This is a genomic window from Pseudomonas sp. NPDC088322, from assembly GCF_044740745.1.
GTDB lineage: Bacteria > Pseudomonadota > Gammaproteobacteria > Pseudomonadales > Pseudomonadaceae > Aquipseudomonas > Aquipseudomonas shirazensis.
Map to the genome: position 1 here is coordinate 93,949 of NZ_JBIURK010000005.1, position 14,686 is coordinate 108,634.

At 61.8% G+C, this 14,686-nt stretch carries 12 protein-coding genes; 3 read left to right on the plus strand and 9 right to left on the minus strand.

Features of this window, described 5'->3' with window-relative positions; all coding sequences use genetic code 11:
- Nucleotides 1-370: 370 nt before the first annotated feature.
- Nucleotides 371-892 (minus strand): MgtC/SapB family protein, encoded by a 522-nt coding sequence (locus ACIOAU_RS14025; protein WP_101319794.1) that lies wholly within the window; start codon nt 890-892, stop codon nt 371-373.
- A 127-nt stretch (nt 893-1,019) separates the two neighbouring features.
- Between ACIOAU_RS14025 and ACIOAU_RS14030 the strand changes: the two genes are divergently transcribed.
- The 3 genes from ACIOAU_RS14030 to mapR all read left to right on the plus strand — a co-directional run bounded on the left by ACIOAU_RS14030 (nt 1,020) and on the right by mapR (nt 4,238).
- Nucleotides 1,020-1,259 (plus strand): DUF3203 family protein, encoded by a 240-nt coding sequence (locus ACIOAU_RS14030; protein ID WP_103437523.1) that lies wholly within the window; start codon nt 1,020-1,022, stop codon nt 1,257-1,259.
- Nucleotides 1,260-1,379: 120 nt separating this feature from the next.
- A complete protein-coding gene (gene ccoG, locus ACIOAU_RS14035; protein ID WP_401182661.1) occupies nt 1,380-2,789 on the plus strand; it encodes a cytochrome c oxidase accessory protein CcoG in 1,410 nt (469 codons plus the stop codon).
- A gap of 39 nt (nt 2,790-2,828) precedes the next feature.
- Entirely contained in the window at nt 2,829-4,238 is a 1,410-nt protein-coding gene (gene mapR / locus ACIOAU_RS14040) for a GntR family transcriptional regulator MpaR (RefSeq protein ID WP_150569119.1), read from the plus strand.
- A gap of 19 nt (nt 4,239-4,257) precedes the next feature.
- On the opposite strand, the gene ACIOAU_RS14045 is transcribed toward mapR, so the two are convergent.
- From ACIOAU_RS14045 to ACIOAU_RS14080, 8 genes are all read right to left on the minus strand, one after another.
- Complete coding sequence (locus tag ACIOAU_RS14045; protein WP_150569118.1) at nt 4,258-4,527, minus strand: hypothetical protein; 270 nt, start codon at nt 4,525-4,527, stop codon at nt 4,258-4,260.
- Nucleotides 4,528-4,796: 269 nt separating this feature from the next.
- Nucleotides 4,797-5,543: an SDR family oxidoreductase gene (locus ACIOAU_RS14050; RefSeq protein WP_401182666.1), complete on the minus strand. Its 747-nt coding sequence runs from the start codon at nt 5,541-5,543 to the stop codon at nt 4,797-4,799.
- 58 nt (nt 5,544-5,601) lie between these two features.
- Nucleotides 5,602-7,137 carry a DHA2 family efflux MFS transporter permease subunit gene (locus ACIOAU_RS14055; RefSeq protein WP_150572569.1) on the minus strand — a complete coding sequence of 512 codons (1,536 nt, stop codon included), beginning with the start codon at nt 7,135-7,137 and terminating at the stop codon, nt 5,602-5,604.
- On the minus strand, nt 7,134-8,327 hold the full coding sequence (locus ACIOAU_RS14060) for an HlyD family efflux transporter periplasmic adaptor subunit (RefSeq protein WP_150572570.1): 1,194 nt from the start codon (nt 8,325-8,327) through the stop codon (nt 7,134-7,136). The genes ACIOAU_RS14055 and ACIOAU_RS14060 overlap by 4 nt, the downstream gene beginning before the upstream one ends.
- Before the next feature lie 30 nt (nt 8,328-8,357).
- Complete coding sequence (locus ACIOAU_RS14065) at nt 8,358-8,831, minus strand: MarR family winged helix-turn-helix transcriptional regulator (protein ID WP_101323035.1); 474 nt, start codon at nt 8,829-8,831, stop codon at nt 8,358-8,360.
- A gap of 198 nt (nt 8,832-9,029) precedes the next feature.
- A complete protein-coding gene (pgm, locus tag ACIOAU_RS14070) occupies nt 9,030-10,667 on the minus strand; it encodes a phosphoglucomutase (alpha-D-glucose-1,6-bisphosphate-dependent) (RefSeq protein ID WP_188036086.1) in 1,638 nt (545 codons plus the stop codon).
- An 86-nt stretch (nt 10,668-10,753) separates the two neighbouring features.
- A complete protein-coding gene (locus ACIOAU_RS14075; protein ID WP_401182671.1) occupies nt 10,754-13,015 on the minus strand; it encodes an ATP-dependent DNA helicase in 2,262 nt (753 codons plus the stop codon).
- Entirely contained in the window at nt 13,012-14,664 is a 1,653-nt protein-coding gene (locus ACIOAU_RS14080; RefSeq protein ID WP_401182674.1) for a VRR-NUC domain-containing protein, read from the minus strand. The genes ACIOAU_RS14075 and ACIOAU_RS14080 overlap by 4 nt, the downstream gene beginning before the upstream one ends.
- Between the last annotated feature and the right edge of the window lie 22 nt (nt 14,665-14,686).

The window sequence follows — 14,686 nt, forward strand, 5'->3', positions numbered from 1 at the left end:
TATCTCTGGCATAACAAGAACAAAAACGTGACACCCAATAAAAACAACAGGTAACGGCTCTGACATAACAAGAACAACACGGCAGAGGCGTAGCAAGCAGATTTTTTTGGAGTAGAACTGGTTTCCTGGGGGTTAACCCCGCGGCCTGACACAGAACAACAAAACTACCTCCAGGTAGCCACAGTCACGGTCGGATCAACATGATGAAAGCAGGTCAGCGCTCAAAAAAATACGTTTGCTCTTGACCCCGCATGGGGGTTGCTCGCAGCACCGAGGCAGGCTTACAAAAACAACAAAAGGCCCGTCTTCAATAATAACAACAGAGCAGGCAGCAACGATTTGAGGGGAGCTTCGGCTCCCCTCAGTGCTATCAGCCCTCTTCTTCCCGCTGCTTCTGATCGTTGCCTCCTTCGACCTTGTCTACCAGCTTGGGCATGGTGCTCAGCACCAGCAGCGCCAGGATCGTACTGATCAGCGCAGTTGCCTCCCGCCCCATCCCGGCAGCCGTCCCAATGGCTGCGGTCATCCATAAGCCCGCCGCAGTAGTCAGCCCCTTGACGTGGCTGGGATCCTTGCCATTGCCTTTGAGAATGGTACCCGCACCCAAAAAGCCGATACCTGCAACGATGCCCTGGATTACCCGGCTCAGCGCCTGAGCATCTGCGCCGGCCATACTCGGCGCCAGCACGAACAGTGCTGCACCCACGGAGACCAGCATGTGCGTACGCACGCCAGCAGACTTGCCGCGGTGTTCACGCTCAAAGCCCAGCACGGCGCCCAACACCGCGGCCATCAGCAAACGCACCAGAATGCGTGTGACCTCCTCGACATTGGTCACATCGGCAAACTCGGTCTGGATAGTAACCAGAATCCTCTCCCAGCCGCTTTCCATTAACACCCTCCTCTGCCCGTGTTGACGGTTGACCCCTCAGCCCACGCCGAAGTGCCGTTCGATCAGCCAATGCAGCAACCCGGGCAACCGTGCGGTCACTAATAGCAACCACCCAGAGGACGCTGACATGCCTATAGAAGTTGACCAGAACAGCCGCCACTGCACGCTCATCGGCGACAAGCTGCGGATCGAGGGCACTGGCCCGGAAGTCGAGATCGTCACTGACGAGCAGCTGCGCATGTCCGTCGCTGTGCTTGCCGGGGAGCGGATACCGATCACCGAAGCGGAGGCTGACGCGCTCACTGTTATCGGTGCGGTAGATAGCCGCAGGCATCTGAAGGCAAGTGAGCCTGGCTCGGTAATCTAAGGGTTCGCCGCGGCCCACCAGATAACTGATACGGTTTTTATCGCCTTAGCTGAGTCTGTGCTGCAAACAGTCACCGGCCCATAGTGCCCGGGTCTGTTGAAGCCTGATGAGCCACGCGACATGAGCGATAAGATTCCGTACCACGTGATTGAGGTAACACCCCCAGCAGCCCAAAGAGGCAGCGGTTACAGCGGCGGCGCCGTTCACACGCGCAGCTTCAGCGGCATCTACCGCAATCTTCGGATCGGTTTTGCCGGTGCCTTGTTTGCCTTGTTCTTCGGTACGGCCTGGCTGGACTGGGATGGCCGCCAGGCAGTACTGTGGGATCTTGCTGGCAGTAAATTTCACGTATTCGGTACCACCTTTTGGCCGCAGGACTTCATCCTCCTGTCGGCGCTGCTGATCATCAGCGCCTTTGGCCTGTTTGCCATCACCGTCTTCGCAGGCCGAGTCTGGTGCGGTTACAGCTGCCCGCAGAGCACCTGGACCTGGTTGTACATGTGGTGCGAAAAAATCAGCGAAGGCGATCGCAATCAGCGCATCAAGCTGGCAGCAGCGCCATGGAGCCTGAACAAGGTTGCCCGGCGGAGCTTGAAACACGCGCTGTGGCTGGCCATTGCCGTACTTACCGGGCTGACCTTTGTCGGCTACTTCACGCCTATCCGCCCCCTGGCGCAGGAGCTGCTGAGTTTGCAGCTGACGGGTGTTGCCCTGTTCTGGGTGCTGTTTTTCACCGGCGCCACGTACCTCAATGCCGGTTTTCTGCGCGAAGCCGTGTGCATGCACATGTGTCCCTACGCGCGCTTTCAGGGTGTGATGTTCGACAAGGACACCCTGGCCGTCGCCTATGACCCGCGTCGCGGCGAAGCGCGAGGCCCACGCAAGAAAGGCAGCGACCCGCGCGCGCAGCAGCTGGGCGACTGCATCGACTGCACGTTGTGCGTGCAGGTCTGCCCGACCGGTATCGATATCCGCCAAGGCCTGCAGATGGCCTGCATCGGCTGCGCCGCTTGCATCGATGCCTGCGACGGGGTGATGGACAAGATGGGCTACCCGCGCGGGCTGATCGGCTACAAGTCCGAGCACACCTTGCAAGGCGGCTCCACCCACTGGCTGCGCCCACGCCTGCTCGGCTATGTAACCGCGCTGGTGGTCATGATCGGCGCCCTGGTGCTCGCCCTGCAGGAGCGGTCGATGGTGTCGCTGGATGTGATCAAGGACCGCGGCTTGTTCCGCGAAAACGCCTTGGGCCAGATCGAGAATATCTACTTGCTCAAGGTCATCAACAAGACCCAGCAGCCACAGCGCTACCAGCTGCGCCTGGTGGATGCGGACGGCTTCGAGCTGCACGGCAGCACCGAATTCACCTTGCGCGCCGGCGAAATGGGCGAGCTGCCGGTATCGGTCGCGATGCTTGCAGAGCGGCCTAGCAGCAGCGCCCAGGACCTGACCTTCGAGATCCAGGACAGCGACGAGCCAAGCATTCGCAGCAGCGCGCGCAGCCGCTTCGTCGCGCCGTTGAACCGCTGATCCCTTACACTGAGCCATCACCATGCCTGCCGACCGCCCATGAAACGCTACGAACGCTTTGCCGATGACATTGCTGAACTGATCCGCTCCGGGGTACTCGGCCCTGGCCAGCGGGTGCCCTCTGTGCGCTACGCCAGCCAGACCCACGGGGTCAGCCCGTCGACAGTGTTTCAGGCCTACTACCTGCTCGAGCGGCGAGGTTTGATCCGTGCCAGACCGCGCTCAGGCTATTTCGTCAATGCGCATGCGCCGCAGCAGATGAGTGAGCCGCAGATCATGGCGCCAGTCAGCGAGTCAACCGAGGTTGACGTCAGCGGGCTGGTATTTTCCATCCTCGACTCGATCAAAGATCCCAATACGGTTCCGTTTGGCTCGGCATTCCCCAGCCCTGCGTTGTTCCCACTGCAACGCCTGTCGCGCTCATTGGCCAGCGCCAACCGCGCAATGGACCCGCGCATGGCGGTCACCGACCTATCGCCCGGCAACCCGCAACTGCGCCGGCAAATCGCCCTGCGCTACATGGTCGCCGGGCTGATGTTGCCGATGGAAGAGCTGTTGATCACCAATGGCGCGCTCGAGGCATTGAACCTGTGCTTGCAGGCAGTCACCGAGCCAGGCGACCTGGTGGCCATCGAAGCGCCGGCATTTTATGCGTGCTTGCAGGTACTGGAGCGGCTCAAGCTCAAGGCTGTGGAAATCCCCGTACACCCGCGTGAAGGGATGGACCTTGGGGTGCTTGCACAGACCCTGGACAAGCACCCGGTCAAGGCGGTGTGGTGCATGACCAATTTTCAGAACCCGGTCGGTGCGAGCATGCCTGAGCACAAGAAGCAGGAACTGGTAGAACTGCTCCGGCAGCATCAGGTGCCGCTCATCGAAGACGATGTATATGCTGAGTTGTACTACTCGCAGCAAGCGCCCAAACCGGCCAAAGCCTTCGACACCGATGGCCTGGTAATGCACTGCGGCTCGTTCAGCAAAAGCCTGGCGCCGGGGTATCGCATTGGTTGGGTCGCGGCCGGGCGCTTTGCGCAGAAGGTAGAGAGGCTCAAATTGATGACCTCGCTGTGCGCATCCATGCCTGCGCAGGCGGCCATCGCCGATTACCTGCAGCACGGCGGCTATGACCGTCACCTGCGCAAGCTTCGTTATGCGCTGGAGGGTCAGCAGGCGAGCATGCTGGCAGCGATTGCGCGCTACTTCCCGGCGCAGACGCGGGTCAGTCAGCCCTCTGGTGGATATTTCCTGTGGCTTGAGCTGCCAGAACAAATGGATGCGCTGAAGCTGTTTCATATGGCTGCCGCACAAGGCATCAGTATTGCCCCTGGGCCGATCTTTTCGCCGACCCGGCGCTTCGGCAACTGCATCCGCTTGAACTACGGCAGCCCATGGGATGCGAGCGCCGAGCAAGCCATGGAAACCTTGGGGCGAATTGTGCGCTCGTTCTAGCGGTGACCGACCAGTCAAGCTACAGTTGCGCAGTGAGATATAGCGCAGGATGCAAATATGCACGACCCCTCAACTGCGCGCCTTGCGCCAGCAACTGGACGCCTTGCAGCAACGCAACAACGCCCTTGAAGCACAACTCGCGCAGCGCCAGTGAAGCGAGCAAAGTCTTTATCGCTTTGTCTTCGACACCATGGACATGGGCTGTTGCATCATCGAATTCTTCGACGGCCCGGCAGGCCCGCTGAGCGACTATCGGCATGTACTGACTAATACAGCTTGCTTCACCCATGCCGGGATCGACCCACTGGGCAGAACTATTCGCCAGTTGCCCCCCGTCAGGCGGACTTCTGGGTCGAGTTCTACGGCCAGGTCTTGCCCTCCGGTGAGCCAAAGCAGCTCGAGCAGACGCTGGACGCGACAGGCACCGACAACGGCACAGGCATGAATTCGCAGATACTGCTCAAACCTTTTGACCTTAAGACCTTGGCCCAACGCGTTAGTCAACTGTTGGCGCCGTCAGCACCATCGCAAGCCGGTCCTGAATGACGGGGATTTCGGCTAGCGCCCGCCGCCTAGTTCGATAAAGCTGCCGGTCGAGTAGGACGCCTTATCCGACAGCAGCCAGAGAATCGCCTCGGCGACTTCCTCTGGTTGGCCGCCCCGCCCCATCGGCAACCCTGCCTCAAGTTTGTGCACGCGCTCGGCATCACCGCTGAGCGCATGAAAGCCGGTGAGAATATAACCGGGCCGCACCCCATTGACGCGCACGCCTTCGCCGGCCACCTCTTTGGCCAAGCCAATGGTGAACGTATCCAACGCGCCTTTCGACGCAGCGTAATCAACGTACTCCGCAGGTGAACCAAGGCGCGCCGCCAACGACGACACATTGACGATCGCCCCACCCTGGCCGCCGTGCCGACGGGCCATGCGCAGCAAAGCATGCTTGGCACACAGCATCGGCCCGACCACATTGGTTTTCATCAGGTTGAGCAGGCGGAACTCGGACATGTCTTCCAGGCGGCTCTGCGGGCCGATGGTACCAGCGTTGTTGACCAGTGCCGTTACCGGCCCAAGCTCATGGTCAACGCGCTGGAACAGCTGGATGACCTCGTCCTCGACACTGGCATCGGCACGCACGGCAATCGCTTCGGCACCGCGCTCGCGGACCTCGGCAAGGATGCGCTCGGCTGCCTGATCGTCAGCACGATAATTGATGCAGATACGATAGCCTTGCTCAGCGGCAAGCCGCGCTGAAGCAGCGCCGATGCCACGGCTGGCGCCGGTAATCACGATAACCTTGTCCATCGATTGCCCCTGGGCGACTGATGGCACAAGGCTAACGCTTGCTTGCCTGAGTTGACAACTAATGTCCCGCTGAGGCCGGCCCGGCCTTGGCCGTAAACGGCGGCTTGGCAAACCATACCAACAGGATCAGGCCGGCGAATACCCAGGTCATCAGGGTGAAGTAGTCCACCGTCGACATCATGTAGGCCTGGCTGTTGACGATCTGCTCAAGCTGCGCGTAGCTCTGCGGGCTGGCGCCCCCCAGTTGCTCAAGCGTATGCCGAGTGGCGGGATCGTACTGGCTGATGTGCTCGCTCAAATAGGCGTGATGCTGATCGGCCCGGCGAATCCAGATCCAGGTTGTCAGCGATGCCGCAAAGCTGCCGCCCAGGGTCCGCAGGAATGTCGCCAGGCCTGAGCCATCGGCGATCTGCTGCGGTGGCAGGTCAGACAGCAGAATGCTCAAGGTCGGCATGAAGAACAGCGCCACGCCGATGCCCATGAACAGCTGCACTAGGGCAATGTGCTGGAAGTCCACCTCGCTGGTGAAGCCGGCGCGCATGTAACAGCTGGCGCCGATCGCGAGAAATGCCAGGCCGGCCAGCACCCGCAGATCGAAGCGGTGCGCATACTTGCCCACGAAAGGCGACATGATCACCGGCAGCAAGCCAATCGGCGCCACGGCCAGCCCGGCCCAGGTGGCGGTATAGCCCATCTGCGTCTGCAGCCATTGCGGCAGGATCAAGTTGATGCCGAAAAAGCCTGCGTAGCCGCCAACCAGCACGATGGTGCCGACGCGAAAGTTGCGATGGGCAAACAGCCGCAGGTTCACCACCGGGTGGCGGTCGGTGAGCTCCCAGATGATGAAGATGGCCAGGAACACCACCGAGATCAGGCTGCCCATGATGATGAACGACGACTCGAACCAGTCCAGGTCGTTACCCTTGTCGAGCACCACCTGCAACGCCCCCACCCCAATGATCAAGGTGATCAAACCGATGTAGTCCATCGGTTGCCGGCTGGTCACGACCGGTCGCGTGCGCATCTGCTGGCGCACCACGGCAGCGGCGAACAGGCCAATTGGAACGTTGATGAAGAAAATCCACGGCCAGCTGTAGCTGTCAGTAATCCAGCCGCCCAGGATCGGCCCGGCAATCGGTGCAACAACCGTCACCATCGCCAGCAGCGCCAGCGCCATCCCCCGCTTGGCCGGTGGATACACTGCAATCAGCAAGGTCTGCGTCATCGGGTATAGCGGCCCGGCGACCACCCCTTGCAGCACGCGAAAGCCAACCAGCTCAGGCATCGACTGGGCGATCCCGCACAGAAATGACGCCATCACGAACAACAGCGTCGCCCAGATGAACAGCTTGACCTCACCAAAACGCCGGCTTAGCCAGCCGGTCAGCGGCAAGGCAATCGCGTTGCTCACCGCAAACGAGGTGATCACCCAGGTGCCCTGCTCGTAACTGACACCGAGGTTGCCGGAAATGGTCGGCAAGGCGACGTTGGCGATGGTGGTATCGAGTACCTGCATGAACGTCGCCAGCGACAGACCAATGGTGGTCAGCAGCAGGCTTGGCGGAGTGAACTGCGCAGCGCCGTTGTTGTTCATCGCTGCGCCGTCTTGCCTGCGGCGCTGTTGTCATGGATCAAGCGCGCAATCAGCCGGTCAGCGTCGACCAGTTGGCGCTCATACACCTGGGTGCTGTAGCTGGCTTGTTGCGGAGGCTGTTGCGCCAGGGTCGGGCCGGTCTGATCGTGCAGGTCGACTTCAACCACCGTCGACAAGCCGATGCGCAGCGGATGATCGCGCAGCTGCTCGGGGTTAAGGTGCACACGCACTGGCACCCGCTGGACGATCTTGATCCAGTTGCCGGTGGCATTTTGCGCAGGCAGCAAGGCAAACGCGCTGCCGGTACCGGCACCGAGGCTGTCGATGGTGCCGGTGTACTTGATGTCGCTGCCATACAGATCGGCGCTGATCTCTACCGGCTGGCCGATGCGCATATTGCGCAGCTGGGTTTCCTTGAAGTTGGCGTCGATCCACACCTCATCCAGCGGGATCACGGCCATGGTCGCAGTGCCCGGCTGCAAGCGCTGGCCCAACTGCACGGTGCGTTTGGCAACATAGCCTGTAACGGGTGCAACCAAGGTAGTGCGAGCGTTATCCAGATACGCTTGGCGTACATCGGCAGCGGCAGCCATCACCTCCGGGTGCGAGGCCAACAGCGTGTCGTCAACCAGCGCAGTACTGGTGTTCAGCTGCTGCTGGGCGCTGTCCAAGGCACTTTGCGCGGAACTCAGGTCATCCTGGGCATGGGAGATCTCTTCACGGGAGATCGCCCCGCTGTCGGCCAAGACCTTGCGCCGGTTGTAGTTATCGCGGGCTTTCTTCAATTCCGCAGCGCGGCTTTGCATCTGTGCCTTGAGCGAGTCGACGTTACTGTACAAGCCGCGGACCTGGCGCACGGTACGCGCCAGCTTTGCCTCGGATGACTGCAAGGCAACCTCGCTGTCGGCGGGATCGAATCGCAGCAAGACCTGGCCGGCCTGCACCAGATCGCCATCGTCGGCGCCGATACTGGTAACCGTGCCGGTCACCAGCGGGGTGATTTCCACCACGTTGCCGTTGACGTAGGCGTCATCGGTGCTCTCGTGCCAGCGCCCGACCAGGCTGTACCAGGCCCAGGCAGCAGCGCCACCGAGTACCACCAGCAAGAGCACGGCCAGCAGCCAGGTCTTGCGCTTGCGCGAATTTTCCGGAGCCGGGGAAGATTGGGTTGTGTCCGCAGGAGTGGCCATGACAGTACCTTGGAGAATTCGTAACAGGGATCAACGATCGCCGAAGCGGCGGATCGTCAGAGGGTCGCCGGCATTGAGCAGGACCTTGGCCAACAGGCCTTCGAGGGTCTGCAATTCTTCAGGCTGGAGCACGCCGACCAGTTCGTTCATTGCCGCTGCGCCTACTTCGGGCACGCGATCTGCAAGGCGCTGACCGTCGGCGGTCAGGGCCAGGCGCACCTGACGGCGGTCGTCCGGGCAGCGATTGCGCAGGATCAGCCCTTTGTGTTCGAGGCGGTCGAGCATGCGCGTCATCGAGCCGCTGTCCAGGCCCAGGTAGCGACACAGCTCGGCCGGGGTGTCGACCTGGTACTGAGTGACGATGATCAGCACCTTGAATTGCGCGGCCGTAACACCTTCGCCCTCGAGATGCGCATCAAGAATGCGGTCCTTGAGCAGCGCCGCTCGGCCAAGCAGCATGCCGATCGTGCAGGTCTGGAAGTTTTCAGGACTGAAATGCGACATCGGCTTGCACCCCAGCTCAGACAAATGTGTGTGCAAATATTACTGCTTAGGCAGTGAATGTCAAAGCCTTGATTAGGGGGCTATGTAAATTGCCGATGATTGGCGGCAATGCCTTATCTCTGAAGGCCGCAAGGCTCGCCCACAAAAAAGGGGCACAAGGCCCCTTCTCTGCTTTCGATATTCAACTCAGCTCGCTGGTCAGGCGATAGCTGCATCCACCAGCACCTGAGCCTCCTTGACCAGGCGCTGCAAGTGCGCCTCGTCGATAAAGCTCTCGGCGTAGATCTTGTAGATGTCTTCGGTGCCCGACGGCCGCGCGGCAAACCAGCCATTGGCCGTCATCACCTTGAGCCCGCCGATCGCCTGAGCGTTACCCGGCGCGTGGCTGAGGATCTGCTCGATTGGCTCGCCCGCCAGTTCAGTCGACGTCACCTGCTCGGGCGCCAGCTTGCTCAGCAGGGCTTTCTGCCGTGGATCGGCCTTGGCCTCGACTCGGGTTGCGTAGGGCTTGCCCAGCTTCGCAGTGAGGTCGGCATAGATCTGGCTCGGGTTACGTCCGGTGCGGGCAGTCATCTCCGCGGCAAGCAAGGCTGGAATAAGCCCGTCCTTGTCCGTGGCCCAGACCGATCCGTCGCGACGCAGGAACGAGGCGCCGGCACTTTCTTCGCCGCCAAAGCCTAGCGAGCCGTCGAACAGACCCGCAGCAAAGTACTTGAAACCGACTGGCACTTCGTAAAGGGTGCGGCCAAGCGCTGCAGTCACGCGGTCAATCAAACCACTGCTGACCACGGTTTTGCCCACTGCAGCATCGCTGCGCCATTGCGGGCGGTTGCGGAACAGGTAGTCGATGGTCACGGCCAGGTAGTTGTTGGGTTGCAACAGGCCCTCGGCGGTAACGATGCCGTGGCGGTCGTGATCAGGATCGCAGGCAAAGGCCACATCGAAGCGGTCGCGCAGGCCGATCAGGCCCTGCATGGCGTAAGGCGAGGACGGGTCCATGCGGATCTGCCCGTCCCAGTCAACGCACATGAAGCGGAAGGTCGGGTCGACCTCGGTGTTGACCACTTCCAGGTTCAATTGGTAGTGGTCGGCAATCGCCTGCCAGTAACGTACCCCGGCACCGCCCAGCGGATCGACGCCCAGACGCAGGTTGGCCGAGCGGATTACCTCGAAATCGATCACGTTTTCCAGGTCGGCGACGTAATTGCCCAAGTAGTCGTGACGCTGGGTAGTCGGCGCTTGCAGCGCTTGCGCATAGTCCATGCGCTTTACCCCAGCCAGATCTGCGCCAAGCAGTTCGTTGGCCTTGGCCTCGACCCACTTGGTCACGTCGCTGTCGGCCGGCCCGCCATTGGGCGGGTTGTACTTGAAGCCACCGCTCTGCGGTGGATTGTGCGACGGCGTGATGACAATGCCATCTGCCATGCCGCTCTGGCGGCCGCGGTTGTAGCAAAGGATCGCGTGCGACACCGCAGGCGTTGGGGTGTATTCATCGTCCTTGGACAGCATCACCTGCACGCCGTTGGCGGCCAGCACTTCCAGCGCGCTGGCGGCCGCCGGCGCGGACAACGCATGGGTATCGGCACCGATGAACAGCGGCCCGTCGATGCCTTGCTGCTCACGATACAGGCAGATGGCCTGGGTGATCGCCAGCACATGCGCCTCGTTGAAGCTCAACTCCAGCGACGTACCGCGATGCCCCGAGGTGCCGAAGGCCACGCGCTGGGCTGCCACGGACGCATCAGGGCGGCCGGTGTAATAGGCGGTCAACAGGCGGGGAATATCGACCAGCACACTGGCCGGAGCCGGCTTGCCTGCCAAAGGACTGAGCGTCATGCAGAAACCTCGAGTTCAACGAATGTGAGTGTTGGAACACGCAGTGTACTGGGAGTTGCAATGCCGTGCGATGGGGCCTGCGGGGATTATTCGCTAGCTATCTGCCACCATTTGGGAAACATCTGCTGAACGCGTGTTTCAGCGAAGCGCTCGTCGATCAACAGCAACACGCCGCGGTCCTGATCGCCACGAATGACCCGCCCTGCGGCCTGGATTACCTTGCGAACGCCGGGGTACAGATAGGCGTAGTCAAAGCCGGCGCCGAACTGCCGGGCCAAGCGTTGCTTGAACTGCTCATTGATCGGATTGACCTGTGGCAAACCCAGCGTGGCAACAAATGCGCCGATCAAGCGGGTTCCCGGCAGGTCGACGCCCTCTCCGAATGCGCCGCCAAGCACCGCAAAACCAATGCCCTCGCCATCCGGGACAAAGCGCGCCAGAAACGCTTCGCGCGCAGCTTCGTCCATGCCGCTGGCCTGCTCCCAGCGCGGCAACTGCGGATAGCGCTCGGCAAGCAGTGCGGCCACCTGTTGCAGGTACTCGAAGCTGCTGAAAAAGGCCAGATAGTTGCCAGGCTTGCTGCGGTACTGCTCGGCGATCAGCTCGACGATGGGCGCCAGTGACGCCTGCCGTTCGCGGTAACGCGTCGACACCTGGCTGATGATGCGTACCTGCAATTGCTCGGCCTGGAACGGCGCGGCAACATCGAGCCAGGCCGTGTCGGCCGGCATCCCAAGCAGATCGGCATAGTAATGCCGAGGGCTGAGCGTGGCAGAAAACAACGTGACACTGCGCGCAGCGCTCATGCGCGGCCCAAGCAGGCGGGCCGGGACCACATTACGCAGGCACAGCGTGCTCAGGCGTCTGTTACGCGGGCCATTACGCACGCTGACATCAAACAGAAAGTGCTCGTCGAACAGCTCGGCAATGCGCGTGAACTGCAGGGCCTGGAAAAAAAACTGCAGCAGCAGCGGATCAATGCCCAGAGGCGATTGGTTGAGCTGCTCCTGGATCAAGCCAACACATTGCTGCAACGCCCCGATAAAGGCTTCTGGCAGGCGCTCGCCGGCTTGATACGGGACACGCTGGTCTTTATGCAGGGCATTCCATTGGCGGTTGAGCCGATCCAGCGCGCTGCTCAGCCCTTGCGGTTTGCTTTGCCGAAGCGTCAGCAACTGGCCCTGATCGAAACTGGCGCTGTACATCGCCCGACCACGCTCGACCAGGTTGTGTGCTTCGTCCACCAGCACTGCCACGCGCCACTGATTGAGCTGCGCGAGGCCAAACAGTAATGCGTGGGCATCAAAGTAATAGTTGTAGTCCGCCACGACCACGTCAGCCCAGCGCGCCATCTCCTGACCCAGATAATAAGGGCACACCTGATGCGCCAGCGCGACCTCGCGCAACGCTTCGCGATCCAGCACCGGCACAGCGCCAGCGGCCTCGCGGGCAGCCGCCAGGCGATCATAAAAGCCTTTGGCCAGCGGGCACGACTCGCCATGGCAGGCGTTGCCTGGATATTCACAGGCCTTGTCCCGCGCGATCAGCTCAAGGCTGCGCAGAGCCGGCTGCGGGCTGGCGGCGGTGAGCTGGCGCAGGGCATCCAGGGCCAGTGCCCGCCCCGGGGTCTTGGCGGTCAGGAAGAACACCTTGTCGAGCTGCTGCGGCACCACCGCCTTGAGCAATGGAAACAACGTGCCGAGTGTCTTGCCGATGCCGGTACTGGCCTGAGCCATCAGACAGCGACCGGTGCTGACGGCCTTGTACAGTGTCTCGGCCAACTGGCGCTGGCCCTGGCGAAACTGCGGGTAGGGGAAACTCATTGCCTGCAAGCCCTGGTCGCGCGCTTGCAAACGTTGCTCCTGTGCCTGGGCCCAGGCAAGAAAGCGCTGGCATTGAACCTCGAAAAACAGCTGCAGATCTGCTGCGCTGTAGTGCTCGCTGATCAGCGTTTGGCGGTCGCTGTCGACATCCAGATACACCAGCGCTACGTCGATGCTGGGTAACTGCCGCGCCTGGCACAGCAACCAGGCGTAGACCTTGGCCTGCGCCCAATGCAACTGGCGATGGTTGGCAGGCTGGCGCGCCAGATCACCGCGGTGGGTCTTGATTTCTTCGAGGCGGTTGCGCGCCGGATCATAACCATCGGCGCGGCCACGCACCTGCAGGCTGAGGTATTGGCCTTGCAGGCTGACTTCAGCTTCATAACCCCCCTCGCGGCGTGCCACTACCCGGCGATGGCCGGCGATGCCCTCCTGCGCAGTGGGTGATGGGGTAAAGCGCAGGTCGAGGTCGCCGACCTTGGCGCTGAATTCGCACAAGGCGCGCACGGCGACGGTATAACTCATGCCTGGGCAGCCGCCCAACGCACATGGCAGACGGTAACCGGCAGGCCGTGTTCGCGGCAGAATTCGATCCAGCGCAGTTGATTGTCCTGGAGCCGATCGCCCGGGCCTTTGACCTCGATCATGCGGTAGCTGCCCTGCTCCGGCCAGAACTGAATCAGGTCAGGCATACCGGTGCGGTTGTTGCGGATGTCCTGCAGCAAGCGCAGGAAGCACTGTTTCAGATGCATTGCCGGCAGGCAGCTCAGGGCCAGTTCAAGCAGCTCCGTGGGCAGCATCGACCAGAACACGAACGGCGACTGCAGGCCATATTTGGCCTGATAACACGCGCGGATCAACTCGCCATGGCTGGCATCATCGAGCCGCCCCAGGCAGCTGTCGAACAGCGCGCTGCGGCGCTCGCGAAAGTCAGTGTCATGCAAGTCCTGCGGCGCGCTCTGAAACGGGTGAAAAAACGCCCCGGTCACGGGCGCGAAGATCGGCTCCCAGCACAGCAGCCCGAACAAGCTGTTGAACAAGGTGTTCTCGACGTAGTGCACCGAGCCACCCTCCTGTGCCAGGTGCTCCTGCACGGCCCGCTCGACACCCAGCGCAGCCATCTCGGCGGGCAGTTCGAGTTCGAGGAGGGTAACCGCACCAACCCGCCGCCGCGGCGTCGGTGGCCCGCCGAGCTTGCGTGCGAGGCGCGGCAGCATGCGCGCCAGGGCCTGTGTTTCGAGCGGGTTGGCAGGCGCACTGGCCATCTGCTCAGCAAGCCTGTACGCCCTGCTCCACTGCTCGCTGCGCTCGTGCACACGCACCTGGCGAATACGTGCCTCAGGATGCCGGCTCTGCTCGTAGACCGCCAATGCCAGCTGCCATTCGGCCAGGCGCTCGCAGTGCTGGCCAACGCTGAACAACAACCGCGAGCGCCGCCGCGCCAGCCAGGGGTTGTCACTGTGCAGGCCGTCGAGTTCCGCCAGCAGGGTTGCCGGCGCCTCGCCCTGCTCCAGGCGCTCGGCGCAGTGATGCAGGGCCATGGCCAGGTCGACTTCGGCACGTTTGCGCAGGGCGCGCGAGTCATCACTGAAAGGGACTTTTTCAAAGCGCAGCACGCCGGTATCGGCGAGCACGAAGTCTGACCAATCCTGGTAGAGGTTGCCAAAAAACAGCAGGCGCAACCGATCACACAGCGGCTGCAATCGCCAGTGGATGACCTTCACGTCAAAGCCGGCGAACCATTGGGCCAGCGGCCTTGGTTCCAGCTGCAGGGCTTGCAGCTGCAGCAGCAGATCAGCCTTGGCTGCCCGTGGCCTGACCAACTGCGCGGCAAAGCACTCTGCCAGTTCGTCTTTGCGCAGCAAGGCGAACAACTGCTCGATCGTCAGTGGCGCGCGCTCGCAGATCCAGCCCAGCTCTCCCAGCGGTCGCAGGGCTGAGTGGGCATCACCAATCTCGGCATAGGTCAGCTTGTCAGTGCGAAACAGCTCACCTTTGCGCATCACCATACGTACCAGCAGCGCCTGGGCGGGCTGCGGCAGGCGCTCGAACGCAATCAGAAAAGCCTGCTCGGGCTCATCGAGCAGATCGTGGTAACGCTGGGCGACCCACCCCAGCACCTGGCGAAAGTTATGCAGGTAGTAGAGCGGGTCTTCGACGGAATGGGCAATCACGGTACGGGTCAGGCAGCGGGGA